Origin of the sequence: Brevibacterium sp. NPDC056726 (assembly GCF_042790515.1) — a bacterium.
GTDB classification, from domain to species: domain Bacteria; phylum Actinomycetota; class Actinomycetes; order Actinomycetales; family Brevibacteriaceae; genus Brevibacterium; species Brevibacterium sanguinis.
The window spans coordinates 613,238-628,580 of record NZ_JBHTYZ010000001.1; the positions used below are offsets into that span (position 1 = coordinate 613,238).

Here is a 15,343-nt window from a genome sequence, read left to right on the forward strand (position 1 = left end):
TGGACTCGGCATAAGAGCCAAGTCGGGTGCGAATACGTGGACCAAGTATCGTGACTCCGGATCCGGTCGCCGGCGTCCGGGTCGCGGGGAGGCCGACGGCACACACCTAGGCGACGCTCGGGCCGCTGCACCGAACGCGCACCGTCGGCCGTTCAGCCGTCCCCAACTCAGCCGCGGTCGATCTGACTGCGTATCCGAGCGAGTTCGTCTGCCGTGTCGAAGTCGACGACGACCTCGGGGTCGACGTCGATGACGCGCGGTTCGCCGTCGTCGAAGAGCAGCCGGACGGCCTTGTCCTCGGGGTCGCCGATCCGCGCGAGGCGCTGCCGCAGCAGGGAGTGCGGCCACGCCGCGCAGAGGAACTGCGCCTTCCCGCGGTCGTCGGTGCCGGTCACCGGACCGCCCGAGGCCTCACTGAGGGAGACGATCTCGCCGAGGTGGGCCGCCGTGACCAACGGCATGTCTCCGGCGATGATGAGGGTGGTGCCCTCGCTCGCACCCATCTGCTGCGCGGCTGCGGCGATTCCGGCGAGCGGTCCTGCGAATTCCGGATCCTCGCGCACGGCGTTCACCGACTCCGCCTCGGCGTCGCTCAGTCCCTCGGTCGGACCGGCCACCCACACCTCGGCGTCGGTGTCGAGCGCGCGCACTGCTGCCAGGATGCGGGAGATCACGGTCCGTCCGCCGAGGTCGACGCCCGGTTTGTGGACGCCGCCGAACCGACTCGACCGGCCGCCGCTGAGGATGATCGCGCTCACTGCCATGCACCGATCCTACGGTGCGCGACCACCCGGCGACCCCGTCAGTCGGCAATCGATCTTGTCACTGCAGCGCCGTCTCCGACGGAAATCGAAGCCCCGCCTCGGCGCGTCTGGGCGATACTGGTGGGGCACCCCCAGCACTGACCCACCGAAGGAGCAGCGAGAATGACGAAGTTCGACGCGGTCGAGGCCTCCATTGCGACTCTGCGCGCGGCGCTCCAGTCCGGGGAGACCACCTCGGCGGACCTGGTCGATGCCTACCTCGAGCGCATCGCCGCGTTCGACGGACCGGACACCGAGACCAAGCTCAACTCCGTCATCGTCGCCAACCCCGAGGCCCGCGCCGAGGCGGTCGCCGCCGACGAGCGCCGCGCCCGGGGGGAGACGCTCGGTCCGCTCGACGGGATTCCCTACACGGCGAAGGACAGCTACATGGTCGCCGGGCTCACCGTCGCCTCGGGATCTCCGGCCTTCGCCGATCTCATCGCCCAGAAGGACGCCTTCACGATCGAGCGCCTGCGGGCGGGCGGGGCGATCTGCCTGGGCCTGACGAACATGCCGCCGATGGCCAACGGCGGCATGCAGCGCGGGCTCTACGGCCGCGCCGAGAGCCCCTACAACGAGGAGTGGCTGACCAGCGCGTTCGCCTCGGGGTCGTCGAACGGCTCGGGAACGGCGACGACGGCGAGCTTCGCGGCGTTCGGCCTCGGCGAGGAGACCTGGTCATCGGGCCGGGCCCCGGCCTCCCACAACGCGCTCATCGCCTACACCCCCTCGCGCGGTGTCATCTCCGTGCGCGGGAACTGGCCGCTCGTGCCGACGATGGACGTCGTCGTCCCCCACACCCGGTCGATGGCCGACCTCGCCGAAGTCCTCGACGTCATCGTCGCCGACGACACCGAGACCCGCGGCGACTTCTGGCGCGTCCAGCCGTGGGTCGAGATCCCCGCCGCCTCCGAGGTCAGGCCCGGCTCGTACGCCGCCCTGCTGCCGGCCGACCGCGCCGCCGCGCAGGACGTGCTCGCGGGCAAGCGCCTCGGCGTGCCGCGGATGTACATCAACGCCGATGACGAGGCCGGCACCAACCCCGACGGCGGGATCGGCGGCCCCACCGGTCAGCGCGTCGAGACCCGGGCCTCGGTCATCGACCTGTGGGAGGCCGCCCGCCGCGACCTCGAGGCCGCCGGGGCCGAGGTCGTCGAGACCGACTTCCCCGTCGTGAGCAACTACGAAGGCGACCGTCCCGGTGCGCCGACGATCCGGACCCGCGGCTTCGTCTCCCCCGAGTACCTCGACCGGGAGATCGTCGACCTCTCCGCGTGGGCGTGGGACGACTTCCTCCGCGGCAACGGCGATCCGCACCTCGGCACGCTGTCCGAGGTCGACGGTGCCGACATCTTCCCGCATCCGGCCGGTGCCCTGCCCGACCGCTACACGGGCTTCGACGACGACATCGCCGAATACCCGGAGCACGTGCGGACGCACCCGTATGCCGCGATGACCGACATCCCGCTGCTCGAAGAGGGTGTGCACGGCCTCGAGCTCACACGCCGCATCGATCTCGAGGCGTGGATGGACGAGAACGACCTCGACGCCGTGATCTTCCCGGCGATGGCCGACGTCGGCCCCGCCGACATGGACGTCAACGAGGCCTCGGCCGATCTCGGCTGGCGCAACGGCACGTGGGTCGCCAACGGCAACCTCGTGCCCCGCCACCTCGGGATCCCCTCGGTGACGGTGCCGATGGGCACGATGGCCGACACCGGGATCCCCGTGGGCCTGACGATCGCCGGACGCGGCTGGGACGACTCGGCGCTCATCGAGCTCGCCGCCGCCTTCGAGGCCACCGGCGACCGCCGCGACGCACCCCCGCGGACCCCGCGCCTCTGAGGTCGCGCGCTGCAGTCTCTCCCGCGCCCGCCCGAGTCCGTGCTCGTGCGCGGGAGCGCCGCCGCGGCGGTTTCTGAGACCTTCGGGTGAACACTGGCGCGGCAGGCCGATGTGATGGAACAGTGGGCACCATGACTGACTTCACTGTGCTCGCCGAACGCGCTTCCGCCCTCCTCGATGCCCATCACCAGGCCAAACCCGTCGTCCTGCCGACCGTCTGGGATGCCTGGTCCGCGGGTGCGATGGTCGAGGCCGGGTTCACCGCCCTGACGATCGGGTCGCACCCGCTCGCCGACTCCCTCGGCTACGCCGATGGGGAGAACATGCCCCTCGAGGAGGCTCTCGACGGCATCGCGCGGATCACCTCGTCGGTCGACGTGCCCGTCAGCGCCGACCTCGAATCCGGCTACGACACCGATGCCCCCGACCTCATCGCCGGTCTCCTCGAAGCCGGTGCCGTGGGCCTCAACATCGAGGACACCGTCCACAGCGCCGGCCGGCTGCGCACTGCCGAGGAGCATGCCGAGTACATCGGCGACCTGCGCCGCGCCGCCGACGCCCAGCGCGTCCACGTCGTCATCAACGCCCGCACCGACGTCTTCAAATCGCCCGAGGGCTTCCCCGACCCGACCGCCGAGGTGATCCGTCGTCTCAATCTCTGCGCCGAGGCGGGCGCCGACTCCGTCTACCCCGTGGCCATGCCCGACACGGAGACTCTCAAGCGGGTCGTGTCCGCGGTGCCGCTGCCGCTCAACGTCACCGCGCGTCCCCTCGAGGGCGCGATCCCCGATGGGCTCGGCCTCGTGCAGCTCACCGAGATCGGCGTCAAGCGCGTGTCCTTCGGTCCTCTCCTCCAGGCGACCCTGCGTCCGCAGTTCGCCGAGGTGACCCGCGCCTGGCGCTGACGACACCGGGTCGCGACCCTGTCGGCCGCGCGACCGCTTCGCCGGATCGTGCCCGCAGACCTCTCCCACCAGCTACGATCATTCCAACAGACGACCCCCGTCTGCACAGCCACCAGGAAGCATCACGAAGAGGAGTTGCCATGCCTGATAATCCCCGTCAAGGACAGCCGGTTTGGATCGACTACGTCTGCCAGGACTTCGATGCCATGAAGAACTTCTACTCCGAGGTCTTCGGGTGGGAGATCGTCGATCAGGGACCCGATTTCGGTCACTACCACCAGGCGTACAAGGACGGTGCGCCCGTCGGCGGGTTCATGCGGGCGATGACGATGGACGGGAACCCGGATCCGACGATGCCGACCGCCTGGTCGACGTACCTCTACACCAGCGACATCGACGGCACGTTTGCGAAAGCCACCAAAGACGGCGCCGCTCCCGTCGTCGGTCCGATGGCGGTCGGCCCGCTGGGCTCGATGGCCGTCGTCGTCGATCCCACCGGCGCCCCGATCGGCATGTGGCAGTCCGACGAGTTCACCGGGTTCGAGCTGCCGCTCGTCCCGGGCACTCCGGTGTGGTTCGAGCTGATGACGACGAACTACGACACTGCGTGCGAGTTCTACGTCGACGCCTTCGACTTCCAACTCGTCGAGGTCGAGGGCCAGGAGATCAAGTACGCGACCTACGGGGCCAACGAGACGGCGGTCGCCGGCATCTGCGATGCGAGCCAGTGGACCCCGAACTCGTACTGGCGCACCTATTTCAACGTCGCCGATGCCGACGCCGCCGCGGCGAAGGTCGTCGAACTCGGCGGCTCCGTGCTCGACGGTCCCATGGATTCGGAGTTCGGCCGCGTTGCCACGGTCGCCGACCCCGAGGGAGCGACGTTCCAGCTGCACCAGGAACTCTGAGTCGGCTGCTCCCGTTCACGCCCGCAGCGCGAGCGCGAACGGGAGCACCGCCGTCGCTCCGGCCTGCCGCAGCGCGCGGGCGGCGATCGCCATCGTCCACCGGGAGACGATCTCATCGTCGACGAGGAGGACGGACTTTCCGGCAACCGCCTCGGCGACCTCCGGAGGAACGACGAACGCATCGTGGAGGCCCTTGACGCGGAAGGCGCTGTTGACGTCGGGCGTCCCGTGCTCGTGGACTTGGAGCAGCTCACCGCCGTCGATGAGGCGTCCTGCTGAGGCGAGGTTCGCCGCAAGCGAGCGGATCGTCTTGGGCCGGCGGGCGCTCGGCAGCGACACGACGACCTCGGGCCGGTCCTCCCAATCCCACTGCCCGAGCACGTCGAGGCACCATCTGCCGATCTGCGCGGGGACCTCGGCGTCGGGCGCATCGGGGGCGAGGAACTCCCGCAGGACCTGCCCCTGACCGAGGTCGGAGAGTCGGGCGATGACACGTCCTTCGGCGGCGAGCTCCTCGGCGGGGATCCTGCCCTTGAGGGAGACGCCGATGTTCGCCATCCCCGAGGGCCACGTGCTGCGCGGTTCGATCGGCAGGCCGATCCGGTGGAGGGTTCCCGCGGTCTCGCGCTGCGTCTCCGCGGAGATCTCCGTCGACCACCACACACCCGCGCAGTTGTCGCAGCGTCCGCAGCGCTGCGGGTCGGGATCGTCGAGCTGCCGGATGAGGAATTCCATCCGGCACTCCCCCGTCGCCTCGTAGTCGAGCATCGCCTGGGCTTCGGCGGCGCGCACCTCGGCGACCTTCTCGTAGCGCTCCCGGTCATACGTCCACCCGCGACCGGTCGAGACGTACCCGCCCCGGACCTTCTCCACGGCCTCCTCGACTTCGAGGGTCTTGAGCAGCAGCTGCAGGCGGGTGCGCTTCGTCCCGACGAGCGTCTCCAAGCGGGCCACGGACAGGGGGCCGTCCGCCTCGGCGAGCGCGGTGAGGACGGCATCGGCATCGGCGTGACTCGGCATCGACGCGGTCGCGAAGTACTCCCAGATCTCGGCGTCCTCGGACCCCGGAAGGAGGAGGACGTCGGCGGAGTCCGTCGCACGACCGGCGCGACCGACCTGCTGGTAGTAGGCGACGGCCGAGGACGGCGCCCCGACGTGGACGACGAAGCCGAGGTCCGGCTTGTCGAATCCCATCCCCAGCGCCGAGGTCGCCACCAGCGCCTTGAGCCTGTTGTCCTTGAGCTGCTGCTCGAGGTCGGCGCGCTCCTCGGCGTCGGTGCGGCCGGTGTACGCGCGCACCTCATGCCCCTGGTCGCGGAGGATACGGGTGATGTCCTCGGCGGCGCTGACCGTGAGCGTGTAGATGATGCCCGATCGCGTGAAGTCGCCGAGGTGGGAGCTCAGCCACGCGATCCGCGCACTGGGGTCGAGGCCGGGTTGGACGCCGAGGCGCAGCGAATCGCGGGCGAGTTCGCCGCGCACGACGGTGGTGTCGTCACCGAGCTGTTCGGCGACGTCGGTGACGACGCGCGAGTTCGCCGTCGCCGTCGTCGCGAGCACCGGGGTGTCGGTCGTGAGGTCGGAGAGGATGTGGCCGATCCGGCGGTAGTCGGGGCGGAAGTCATGCCCCCAGTCGGAGATGCAGTGGGCCTCGTCGACGACGATGAGCCCGAGGATCTGGAGGAGCTGAGGGAGCACCTCGTCGCGGAACTGCGGGTTGTTCAGCCGCTCCGGGGAGACGAGGAGGACGTCGACGCTCCCGGCGCGCAGATCGGCGAGGACGCCGTCCCATTCGGTGACGTTCGAGGAGTTGAGGGTCGCCGCCCGGACCCCGGCTCGTCCGGCCGCGGCGATCTGGTCGCGCATGAGGGCGAGCAGCGGGGAGATGATGAGGCTCGGCCCATTGCCCTGGGCGCGCAGCAGCCGGGTGGCGACGAAGTAGACCGCGGACTTGCCCCACCCGGTGCGCTGGACGACGAGGACGCGTTTGCGACCCTCGACGAGGTCGCTGATCGCTTCGAGCTGACCGTCGCGGAACTGGGCGTCGGGGTTGTTCGTCAGCTCCGCGAGGACGGACTGCGCGCGGGCGTCGAAGTCGGTGAGCTGCGTGGTTTCCGTCATGGGGTCAGTCTAGGTGCCGGCACTGACACGGCCCGCCCGGAGCGGAATCCAGAACTCAGCAGACACCGCTCGTCCTTCCGCACTGGGTCGGCGAAATGGTCAGGTGGGTATGACCGTTCTGCCGACCTGAGGGCGTCGCGGAATCATCCCGTCAGCGGGGCGAAATGACCTCGAGGCCCACCGACCGTGCCGCCTCCTCAAGGCGCTTGTCATAGGTCAGAAGGGCATCGACATCCAATCGGAGCGCGGCCTCCAGGTGCAGCGCATCGAGGGTCCGCAGATACGGCATGGGCAGAAGTCCGGCCGAGCGAAACACCGCCCGATCGAGAGCGGCGATGGAGACTCCATCGAGGAGCACAGAGACTTCTGCCTGCTCGCGCTCCTCTCGCACGGCCATTCGACGCAGTTCGGTTTCGAGCAGGTCGCTCGACACGAGTTCTGCTGAGGTTCCATTCAGCCAGCCGACCAGAGCGTCCGACTCCGGCTGAGCCACAAGAAGAGCCCCGAGTGCAGAGGTGTCAACGTAAACGATCGACGGGTCGCTCACAGGCGCTCCTCACGGAGCTCGTCAATGATCTCCGTCATGACGCGGTTGTCGCTCGACGGCCGGCGATCACGCGCAGTCCAGCCACCCACTCTTTTAGCCGGTCGAGCGATCGTCAGCCGAGGAGCAGGAGCGTCCAACGGAACGATGCGCCCAACCGGCACACCCCGATTGGTCAGCACGAACGAATGCCCTTCACTGACCGCGCGAAGGACCCTCCCGGACTCATTGCGCAGCTCACGCTGCGAAAGGCTTTCAGCCTGCACTCCCTCTGCATTCATCAGCAAATTGTAGCACCGATGCTACAAGCTCAGTGAAGGTCCGCCTCGGCGGGCATCACCGCAGTGCGGCGTTGACGCCGAGGGTCGCGAGCACGCCGAAGAGGACGCCCCAGAGGATGATCGAGATGATCTGCCAGAACGCGACGACGTTGCGGTTGGCGCCGAAGCTCACCATCGCCATCGACGTGATCTGCGAGGGCAGGACGGTCTGGCCGAGCAGGGAGACGCCGGGGACGCCGAACTTGTCGAACATGCGCTTGAGCCGCTGCCGCCTCGGCGAGGTGGCCTTCTCCCTGTTCTTCGTCGCCCTGTCGCGGATCGCGCCCGCGCCGTAGACGAACGCGAGCATCGAGATGACGTTGCCGATGACGGCGACGAGGATCGCGACGACCGGGCCGAGTCCGATGGCGACGCCGATGACCGAGCCGAAGTACGACTCGACGAACGGGATCGCGGAGACGAGCATGACCCCCAGCCATTGCAGCCAGTCGGGGAACGAATCGGCGAAGTTCTGCAGGTTCTCGATCATGGCGTGCTCCGATCTCGAGGGTTGCTAACGTTTCTAGTACAGCGTACTAGTACACTGTACTATACATGCTGAGTAGAGTGATGCGAGAAGAGAGGAGGGGTGATGTCCCGACGCGATGAGATCATCGAGGCCGCGATCCGCCTCGCGGAGTCCGGCGAACAGCGCAGGACATCACTGAGTGTGCGCGCCGTCGCGAAGGAGGCGGGGATCGGCGCGTCGACGCTGCGCCACTACTTCCCGACCCAGGCCGATCTCTACCTCGAAGTCGCCCGCCGGTCGATGCAGATGCAGATCAGCGATTTCCGGATCGAGGACGCGAGCATCCCGCCCCGCGAGCGCCTCTATGAGGTGCTCTCGCAGTTCCTCACGACCCACGAGCACCGCGATGCCCAGCTCGACCTGTGGCTGGCGATGCACTTCAACGCACTCGGACCGAATCCGCGCGAAGGCTCGCAGGCGCTGCTCGAGTACGCCCACGAGATCACGTACGACTGCCTCCACCGCTGGCTCGGAGTCCTCGCCGACGAAGGACACCTCGATCCCGCCGAGGTGGCACGCGCTGCGACGATCCTCTTCACCGCGATCGACGGCATGGGCCTCCACTCGATCATCTCCCCGGACCGGATGACCGTCGACGAGATGCACGCGAACATCAAGTGGCTCATCGACCGGATCCTCGCCTGAGGCGCTGGCGTCAGCGCATCTGTTCGGCGGCGCGGGTGAGCGCCGAGGTGAGGCGGGAGAGCCGATCCGACGCGAGCTTCCAGTGCTGCCAGTAGAGCGGAACGTCGACCTCCGGGGCGGCAGTGATCGGCACGAGTTCGGCGTCGATCTCGCTCAGCTGCATGACCGGGATCATCCCCCAGCCCACGCCGGCGGCCACGGCGACGGCGAACTCCGCCGAGCTCGGCACCACCGACATCGGCGGCATCGTCGTCACTCCGTGCCGGCGGAGGAAGTCGAGCTGAAGGTCGTCGTCCTTGCCGAAGTTGACCATCGGCAGGGTCGCGAGGTCCACTTCGGCGAACGATGACGCCGCACCCCCGTCAGGTCGAGTCCATCCGTGCCGGGCGAGCAGACCGGGCGCCGCGACGGCGAGGTAGCGCATGCTGCCGAGCCGTTCGACGCGGGTGCCGTAGGGACTCGACGCCGCCGAGGTGATCGTCCCGAGCACCTCCCCCGACGTCAGCAGCGGAAGGAGTTTGTCCTGGTCGGCGACGACGAGTCGAAGGACGGCATAGTCCCAGGTGGCCGCCTCGGCGAAGATCGGACGGAACCACGTGGCGAGCGAGTCGGCGTTGACCCCGATGCGCAGCACGGTCGGTTCCCGCCGCGCCCCGGCCTCACCGGTGCCGATGCCGTCAGGAGCGTCGACGGCGATGCCGTGGAGGCGGTCCATCGCCTCGGATTCGAGGAGCTCGACCTGCCGGGCATAGCGGAGGACCGCGGCGCCCGCCTCGGTGACGGTGACGGGGTTGGACCGTCGGAGGAGGACCTGGCCGAGCCGGGATTCGAGGGCGCGGATGCGCTGACTCGCCGCCGAGGCGGTGATGCCGAGGACATACGCGCCGCCTTCGACGGTGCCTTCGTCGACGGCGGCGGCGAGGGCTCTGACATGCTCGAGGTTCATGAAGCTATTCTGCATCAGATGTAGATTATTTTGTTTTTCTTCACTCGCCGATCGTCCTACTCTGGCGATATGGTCACTCACGCACTCAGCGGTCTCCTCGCAGGCTGGTCGCTCATCATCGCCGTCGGGCCGCAGAACGCGCTCGTGCTCCGGCAGGGGATCCGCCGCGAGCATCTCGGCGTCGTCCTGACGATCTGCATCCTCGCCGACGTCCTCCTCATCGGGGCGGGGTCGGTGGGGATCGGCGCGATCGTCCTGCTGGCACCGTGGGCGCTCGAGATCCTCCGCTGGCTCGGGGTGGCCTACCTCCTGTGGTTCGCGTGGACGAGCCTGCGATCGGCCCGCGAGGCGACAGGGCTGCGGGCCGACACCGAGCAGCGCGGCCTGCGCGGGGTCATCGCGACGACGCTCGCCCTGACGTTCCTCAATCCCGGCGTCTACCTCGACACCGTCGTCATGCTCGGCAACCTCGCCAACCAGCAGGGCCCCGGCGGCGTGCTGCCGTTCACGCTCGGGGCGATGGTCGGGTCGATCACGTGGTTCCTCGGCATCGGCCTCGGTGCCCGGGCGCTGTCGGGCTGGCTTGCGCGCCCGCGGGTGTGGCAGGTCCTCGACGTCATCATCGCCGTCGTCCTCATCATCCTCGCCGTGCGGCTCGCGCTCGGCTGATCCTCGCCGAGGCGGTCGTGTCAGATGTCCGCGCTACCCTCGGTGCCATGGATCCCCGAGTCACCCTCCCGCTGCGGTCTGTCGCCGCGCACGCGCACTCCCCACCGCAGCTGCCCGACTGGCTGGCCGACATCCCGGCGGTCGGTGATCTCCTCGCGGGGTTCGAGTTCGAGGCGACGACGATCTTCGTCGGCGAGAACGGTGCGGGGAAGTCGACGATCATCGAGGCGATCGCCACCGCGCTCGATCTCCCGCACGGCGGCGGCTCGGCGTGGGAGGTGCGCGAGCACGCCGAGGAGGCACCTGTGCTCACGGAGCACCTGCAGATCATCAAGGGCGCGACGACGAATCGGCAGGGCTTCTTCCTCCGCGCCGAGACGATGCACGAGAGCATGGCGCACCTCATGGAGATCGGCGCGCTGCGCGGCTTCGAGCTCTCCCAGCGGTCGCACGGCGAGACGTTCGTCGACACGCTGACGGGCACATTCCTCGACTTCGGTCTGTGGATCCTCGATGAGCCCGAGAGCGCGTTGTCATTCACGTCCTCGCTCACGCTGCTCCAGCTCATCCGGCAGCGTGAACGGGCCGGACTGCAGACGGTCATGGCCACCCACTCCCCCATCCTCGCGAGCGCCGAGGGTGCAAAGCTCGTCGAACTCGGCGAGTGGGGCATACGAGACTCGACCTGGGACGACCTCGACATGGTCGCGCACTGGCGGCGGTTCCTGGATGACCCGCGGAGGTACACCCGCTACTTCGACGAGGAGTGAGACGCCCCGCGGGGAGGCAGGCACGGCTTGAGCTGACGGATGCCGCTCGACGCGCTGGTCGCCGTAGGCCGCAGTCCGGCACACCGCTGCCTGGCGCAAAGCCGTCTAGCGCAGCCCGGTCTGGCGCACCGCGGTCCGGCACAGTGTTGCCTGCCTCGCCGCGGACTGCCGCCTCAGAGCGATAGGCTCGGGTGGAGCTGTGTGAGGGTGACCATCCGCTTCCGACTGCACACGAGCACGGTCGCGAGCAGGCAGATGCCCGTCATGAGCAGGAGCACGACGGCTGACTGCACGGCGATGATCATGTCTCCGCCGGCGATGAGGGTGCGCAGGCCCGTCACGGCGTAGGTCATCGGCAGGAACGGCGAGATGATCTGGAAGATCTCCGGCGCCGTCTGCACCGGGTAGGTGCCTCCCGCCGAGGCGATCTGGATCATCAGCAGGACGAGCGCGATGAGCCTGCCGACACCGCCGAGCGCCGCCACGCAGAGCTGGTGGACAGCGTGGAAGCTCGCCGCGATGAGGATCGAGAACACCAGGGTGCCCAGCCACGCGCCGGCCGAGAAGTCGAGGGCGAACCACAGCACGCCGTAGAGCACCGCGACCTGCGCGATGCCGAAGAGGAGGCCCGGGACGTAGCCGGCCCAGGCGATGCGGTTCGACTTCGCCGTCGAGGCGAGCGCGCGGTACGGAATCGCGTTGAGCACCATGTAGGTGATCATGCCGCCGATCCACAGGGCCAGGGAGATGAAGAACGCGGCCAGTCCCTCACCGTACGTGCCCACGGCATTGTTCTTCACCTTCTCGGCGTCGACGGGCACAGCGACGACATCGGAGCGCTTCTCGCGATCCTGCTTGTCATACGTCGGGATCTGCTCGGCGCCCTTCGTCAGCTGGTCGGCAAGCTCACCCGAACCGTCGTCGAGCTTGCCCGCGCCCTCATCGAGATCGGTCGCGCCCTGCGCGAGCTGGGACGACCCGTCCTTGAGCTGGCCGACGCCGTCCTTCGCCTGCGCCGTCCCGTCCTTGAGTGCGACGGCGCCGTCATGGAGGTCACCGGCGCCCTTGGCGAGGTCATTGGCGCCCTTGTCGAGCTTGACGAGACCGGAATGGAGATCGTCGGCACCGTCGGAGACCTGCTGCGCACCGTCGTCGAGTTCGCCGATCTTCTTGTCAGCGTCCCGGATCTTCTGCATCACCCCGTCGACGGCATCCTTGACCGGCTTCTCCAGCCCACGTGCGTCGTCGGCTGCCTTCGTGGCCCGCTCATGTGCGGAGTCGAGGTCGTCACCCAAGGTGCCGACCTCCTCGGCGAGCTTCTGGACGTTCGGATCGTCCGGGTAGTCCTTCTCCAGCTGATCGATGCGATCGGCGACGTCACCGCGGACCGAGGTTCGCGCGGTTTCGAAGTCCTTCTCCGCATCGTCGAGCTTCGGTCGAGCGCTCTCGACGAGGTCGTCGGCCTTGCCCTTGAGATCCTCCGCCTTGTCGGTCGCATCGTCGGCGACGCCGCGCAGCTGACTCGTGCCGTCGGCGACCTGTCCGGCGCCCTTGGCGAGCTTCTTCGCCCCGGTCTCGGCATCTCCCGTGCCCGTGGCGAGAGTGTCGGCACCGTTCTCGAGGTCCCCGGCTCCCTTCGCGAGCTTGCCCGCGCCGTCGTCGAGGTCCCCGATCCCCTTCTGGAGATCGCCGACTCCCTTGTCGAGATCGTGCGCGCCCTTCGCGAGCTTTCCCGACCCGTCATGGAGTTCGACGGCGCCGTCATGGAGGTCGGAGGCGCCGTCGGCGGCCTTGACCATGGAGGACTGGATGTCGTTGAAGCCGACGTAGACCTGGGAGACGTACTCGGCCGTCGTCGTCTCGTTGAGTCCCGCCTTGATCTGGGAGAGCACCGTGCCCGCGAGCTGCCCGACGATGAAGTTGTGCGCATCATCGGTGCGCAGCTCGAGTCCTGCCTGCTCGGGGTCGTCACCGCCGGTGGAGACGAGGCGCTGCGAGAAGTTCGAGGGGATCTCGAGGATCGCGAAGTACGTGCCGTCGGCGAGGCCCTCGTTGGCCTCTTGGAGCGAGGTCTCCTGCCAGTCGAAGCCGCCTTCGCCCTTCGGGGTGATCTTGTCGACGAGTTCATCGCCGGCGTTGAGCCTCTCGCCGTCGGAGTCCGGCTTCTCCGCACCGGTGTCCTCGTTGACGACAGCGGCCTGGAGTCGGTCGATGTTGTCCGTCGGCGACCAGTTCGACGCCAGGTAGAGCCCGCCGTAGATCGCGGGAATGACGGCGACGACGATCATCGCCAGACGCGTGATCGTGTGTCGTTTGAACCGAGTGAGTTCGAGCCAGGGGAGGGAGAACATCGAAGAATCACCTTCACAAGAATCTGTGGTGCCGAAGGTCGAGCGCAGACAGGGGTCTGCCAGGTCTATGGAGCTGAGGTCAGGAGGATTGCGGGGTCAGATTGAGTTCGGTCACCGAGGCGGGATGCACCTGGGTGGAGAGCTGGTCGAAGGCGAGATCGATGTCCGAGGAGTCCTCGCACGTGACGATGAGCGTCAGCGGCTTCTCGGGATCCCGCTCCCGACGCAGCTCCTGGTAGATGAGCAGAGCGGCCCACGCGCGGGCGCGGTCCTCGCGCTCCCGGAGGAAGTCGATGTTGTCGATGACGATGACGGGCTTCTGCGCCAGGGAGGCGAGACCGAACTCGAGGAGGAACTTCTGCAGCTCGCTGAGTTCGGAGACGAAGGTGTCGCCGTCGGCGTCGACGAGGAAGTCAGCGCTCTTGGCGTCGCTCGAGGTGAAGGTGTCCTTCGGGAGGCGGCCGATCACCTCGGTGGCGGAGTCGAAGGTCTCCTTGATGCCGTCGATGACCTCACGCAGGGACTTCTTCGACACCCACGGCTTGTACCAGGGCTGGAGCATGATGAGGCGTTCGGCGATGTGCTGGGCGACCGTGAAGTCGTTCTCGAGGTCCGTCAGTCCGGCGACATGCCCGATCGACACGGTTTCGCGGACCGCGCGGGCCTGTCTGCGGATGTTGAGGTCGAAGACGTGGCCCTCGCCCGTGTCGACGCGCATCCGTCCCGCGATCGACAGCAGCAGCGAGGTCTTGCCGGAGCCGGCCGCTCCGCGGATGATCGCCAGCGACCCACTGGCGACGGTGAGATCGATGTCGGAGAACACCGGGCCCTGCTTGCCCGACATCCCCCAGTCGCGCAGGGTCACTGCCGCGCTGTCGACCTCGGTCGGGGCCGCGAGCGTGTGTGAATCGCTCTGCATTGTCCTGCTCCCTCACATGTCTCGCAAGCGTCGTTCGATCATGCCGATGCCAGCGGACCGCGCTGCCTGCTTGTCAGCACACTACGGCAAACATGCGGCCTTGGCTCTGTGGCGAATGGTGCGGCGGATGCAGCCGCGGAATGTTACCAGTAAGTAACTATACGACGCGAAACTGGGAATCGGCCAGATCATGCGGGCAGATGTCTCCAAGGACACACTATGGCCGAGACCCGCACAGCGAAGCGGCCGGTCTGCACAGGAGGAATCCTGCGCAGACCGGCCGCTCGGCGGAACCGGGTCCGGCTCAGGTGTCGAAGCGTCGGCCTTCCGGCTTCGACGGCAGGATCATCAGCACGAGGACGATGAGTCCACCGACTCCGGGAATGAACGTGAGGAACCAGAACGGACCGGCGAGGTTGGCGTCATGGAGCCGCCGCCAGCTGATCGCGAGGTAGGGAACGACCATAGCCAGGGCGAGGATCACCAGAAGGATCCAACCGATGATCATGATCGCGACACCCGGACCGGAAGGTTCAGCGGTCGGCGTGCTGTACGGAGAGTACGACGAGCTCGCGGTCGTCGCCGTGGACATCACCGTTCCGACGATCACGAGAATGTAGGGCACGAGGAGAACGAGCACCTGGAACAGGTAGGCGAACCAGTACTCACTGCGGGAGGCACGGCCCGAGAAGACCGAGAACTTCTTCCAGAAGCGACGGACGGCCTGGCCGAAGGTCGCTCCGTAGAGGGGGCGGGACAGATCGTCGGGGCTCTTGGCGCCATCGAGGTCGGCTCCGAAGGCAGCTCCCGGTCCGTATCCGGCGCCGGGAGCATTCTCCGCACCGGACCCGTAGGCGTTGTTCGCGTCGTCAGTCATGATGGCTTCCTGGTCGAGGGGTGAAGCGCCGCCGCGGTGACGGGCGCCTTGTTCTCACCATTCTTACACCCGACTGCGATGAATGACGGAGAACTCGTGTTTCGGATCTGCCACAGAAAGTCGTCGCCCCTCGCCTGAGAGGCAACGGTGGACTCTCAGGCGAGGGGCGACGACGGCGTGGACCGTCC

15 protein-coding genes are annotated in these 15,343 nt (G+C 68.0%); 6 read left to right on the forward strand and 9 right to left on the reverse strand.

Annotated features, from left to right (window positions below):
- Positions 1 to 167: 167 nt before the first annotated feature.
- The gene (locus ACFQ91_RS02735) at positions 168 to 764 is read right to left on the reverse strand and encodes a molybdenum cofactor guanylyltransferase (RefSeq protein WP_376872600.1); all 597 of its coding nucleotides are present in this window, start codon (positions 762 to 764) and stop codon (positions 168 to 170) included.
- Positions 765 to 926: 162 nt separating this feature from the next.
- Here ACFQ91_RS02735 and ACFQ91_RS02740 point away from each other — a divergent pair, with 162 nt between their 5' ends.
- The 3 genes from ACFQ91_RS02740 (at position 927) to ACFQ91_RS02750 (ending at position 4,464) form a co-directional block, all read left to right on the forward strand.
- Positions 927 to 2,651 carry an amidase gene (locus ACFQ91_RS02740; RefSeq protein WP_376872597.1) on the forward strand — a complete coding sequence of 575 codons (1,725 nt, stop codon included), beginning with the start codon at positions 927 to 929 and terminating at the stop codon, positions 2,649 to 2,651.
- 131 nt (positions 2,652 to 2,782) lie between these two features.
- Positions 2,783 to 3,556 carry an isocitrate lyase/phosphoenolpyruvate mutase family protein gene (locus ACFQ91_RS02745; protein WP_344251135.1) on the forward strand — a complete coding sequence of 258 codons (774 nt, stop codon included), beginning with the start codon at positions 2,783 to 2,785 and terminating at the stop codon, positions 3,554 to 3,556.
- Positions 3,557 to 3,696: 140 nt separating this feature from the next.
- Positions 3,697 to 4,464 (forward strand): VOC family protein, encoded by a 768-nt coding sequence (locus ACFQ91_RS02750; protein ID WP_344251134.1) that lies wholly within the window; start codon positions 3,697 to 3,699, stop codon positions 4,462 to 4,464.
- Between the two features lie 15 nt (positions 4,465 to 4,479).
- On the opposite strand, the gene ACFQ91_RS02755 is transcribed toward ACFQ91_RS02750, so the two are convergent.
- The 4 genes from ACFQ91_RS02755 to ACFQ91_RS02770 form a co-directional block, all read right to left on the reverse strand.
- On the reverse strand, positions 4,480 to 6,585 hold the full coding sequence (locus ACFQ91_RS02755; RefSeq protein ID WP_344251133.1) for a RecQ family ATP-dependent DNA helicase: 2,106 nt from the start codon (positions 6,583 to 6,585) through the stop codon (positions 4,480 to 4,482).
- 151 nt (positions 6,586 to 6,736) lie between these two features.
- Positions 6,737 to 7,132 carry a type II toxin-antitoxin system VapC family toxin gene (locus ACFQ91_RS02760; protein WP_344251132.1) on the reverse strand — a complete coding sequence of 132 codons (396 nt, stop codon included), beginning with the start codon at positions 7,130 to 7,132 and terminating at the stop codon, positions 6,737 to 6,739.
- Positions 7,129 to 7,410 (reverse strand): type II toxin-antitoxin system Phd/YefM family antitoxin, encoded by a 282-nt coding sequence (locus ACFQ91_RS02765; protein WP_198499784.1) that lies wholly within the window; start codon positions 7,408 to 7,410, stop codon positions 7,129 to 7,131. The genes ACFQ91_RS02760 and ACFQ91_RS02765 overlap by 4 nt, the downstream gene beginning before the upstream one ends.
- Before the next feature lie 55 nt (positions 7,411 to 7,465).
- Positions 7,466 to 7,939 carry a hypothetical protein gene (locus ACFQ91_RS02770; protein ID WP_344251131.1) on the reverse strand — a complete coding sequence of 158 codons (474 nt, stop codon included), beginning with the start codon at positions 7,937 to 7,939 and terminating at the stop codon, positions 7,466 to 7,468.
- 102 nt (positions 7,940 to 8,041) lie between these two features.
- Between ACFQ91_RS02770 and ACFQ91_RS02775 the strand changes: the two genes are divergently transcribed.
- Positions 8,042 to 8,623 (forward strand): TetR/AcrR family transcriptional regulator, encoded by a 582-nt coding sequence (locus ACFQ91_RS02775; RefSeq protein ID WP_344251130.1) that lies wholly within the window; start codon positions 8,042 to 8,044, stop codon positions 8,621 to 8,623.
- A 10-nt stretch (positions 8,624 to 8,633) separates the two neighbouring features.
- Here the strand turns inward: ACFQ91_RS02775 and ACFQ91_RS02780 are convergent, their stop codons facing one another.
- Entirely contained in the window at positions 8,634 to 9,584 is a 951-nt protein-coding gene (locus ACFQ91_RS02780) for an ArgP/LysG family DNA-binding transcriptional regulator (RefSeq protein WP_376872590.1), read from the reverse strand.
- Between the two features lie 54 nt (positions 9,585 to 9,638).
- Here ACFQ91_RS02780 and ACFQ91_RS02785 point away from each other — a divergent pair, with 54 nt between their 5' ends.
- Together ACFQ91_RS02785 and ACFQ91_RS02790 are read left to right on the forward strand one after the other, a co-directional pair.
- Entirely contained in the window at positions 9,639 to 10,238 is a 600-nt protein-coding gene (locus tag ACFQ91_RS02785) for a LysE/ArgO family amino acid transporter (protein ID WP_376872587.1), read from the forward strand.
- A gap of 47 nt (positions 10,239 to 10,285) precedes the next feature.
- Positions 10,286 to 11,008: an AAA family ATPase gene (locus tag ACFQ91_RS02790; RefSeq protein ID WP_376872584.1), complete on the forward strand. Its 723-nt coding sequence runs from the start codon at positions 10,286 to 10,288 to the stop codon at positions 11,006 to 11,008.
- 173 nt (positions 11,009 to 11,181) lie between these two features.
- Here the strand turns inward: ACFQ91_RS02790 and ACFQ91_RS02795 are convergent, their stop codons facing one another.
- From ACFQ91_RS02795 to ACFQ91_RS02805, 3 genes are all read right to left on the reverse strand, one after another.
- Positions 11,182 to 13,359: a YhgE/Pip domain-containing protein gene (locus ACFQ91_RS02795; protein WP_344251126.1), complete on the reverse strand. Its 2,178-nt coding sequence runs from the start codon at positions 13,357 to 13,359 to the stop codon at positions 11,182 to 11,184.
- A 79-nt stretch (positions 13,360 to 13,438) separates the two neighbouring features.
- Positions 13,439 to 14,278 (reverse strand): ATP-binding cassette domain-containing protein, encoded by an 840-nt coding sequence (locus tag ACFQ91_RS02800; RefSeq protein ID WP_344251125.1) that lies wholly within the window; start codon positions 14,276 to 14,278, stop codon positions 13,439 to 13,441.
- A gap of 304 nt (positions 14,279 to 14,582) precedes the next feature.
- On the reverse strand, positions 14,583 to 15,155 hold the full coding sequence (locus ACFQ91_RS02805) for a DUF805 domain-containing protein (protein ID WP_344251124.1): 573 nt from the start codon (positions 15,153 to 15,155) through the stop codon (positions 14,583 to 14,585).
- Positions 15,156 to 15,343: the final 188 nt, after the last annotated feature.

Bases quoted from the DNA above. Each gene is read 5' to 3' on its own strand.
- ACFQ91_RS02780 (WP_376872590.1), bottom strand. From the start codon at position 9,584: ATGCAGAATAGCTTCATGAACCTCGAGCATGTCAGAGCCCTCGCCGCC.
- ACFQ91_RS02755 (WP_344251133.1), bottom strand. From the start codon at position 6,585: ATGACGGAAACCACGCAGCTCACCGACTTCGACGCCCGCGCGCAGTCC.
- ACFQ91_RS02795 (WP_344251126.1), bottom strand. From the start codon at position 13,359: ATGTTCTCCCTCCCCTGGCTCGAACTCACTCGGTTCAAACGACACACG.
- ACFQ91_RS02775 (WP_344251130.1), top strand. From the start codon at position 8,042: ATGTCCCGACGCGATGAGATCATCGAGGCCGCGATCCGCCTCGCGGAG.
- ACFQ91_RS02800 (WP_344251125.1), bottom strand. From the start codon at position 14,278: ATGCAGAGCGATTCACACACGCTCGCGGCCCCGACCGAGGTCGACAGC.
- ACFQ91_RS02735 (WP_376872600.1), bottom strand. From the start codon at position 764: ATGGCAGTGAGCGCGATCATCCTCAGCGGCGGCCGGTCGAGTCGGTTC.
- ACFQ91_RS02745 (WP_344251135.1), top strand. From the start codon at position 2,783: ATGACTGACTTCACTGTGCTCGCCGAACGCGCTTCCGCCCTCCTCGAT.
- ACFQ91_RS02765 (WP_198499784.1), bottom strand. From the start codon at position 7,410: ATGAATGCAGAGGGAGTGCAGGCTGAAAGCCTTTCGCAGCGTGAGCTG.
- ACFQ91_RS02750 (WP_344251134.1), top strand. From the start codon at position 3,697: ATGCCTGATAATCCCCGTCAAGGACAGCCGGTTTGGATCGACTACGTC.
- ACFQ91_RS02805 (WP_344251124.1), bottom strand. From the start codon at position 15,155: ATGACTGACGACGCGAACAACGCCTACGGGTCCGGTGCGGAGAATGCT.
- ACFQ91_RS02785 (WP_376872587.1), top strand. From the start codon at position 9,639: ATGGTCACTCACGCACTCAGCGGTCTCCTCGCAGGCTGGTCGCTCATC.
- ACFQ91_RS02740 (WP_376872597.1), top strand. From the start codon at position 927: ATGACGAAGTTCGACGCGGTCGAGGCCTCCATTGCGACTCTGCGCGCG.
- ACFQ91_RS02790 (WP_376872584.1), top strand. From the start codon at position 10,286: ATGGATCCCCGAGTCACCCTCCCGCTGCGGTCTGTCGCCGCGCACGCG.
- ACFQ91_RS02770 (WP_344251131.1), bottom strand. From the start codon at position 7,939: ATGATCGAGAACCTGCAGAACTTCGCCGATTCGTTCCCCGACTGGCTG.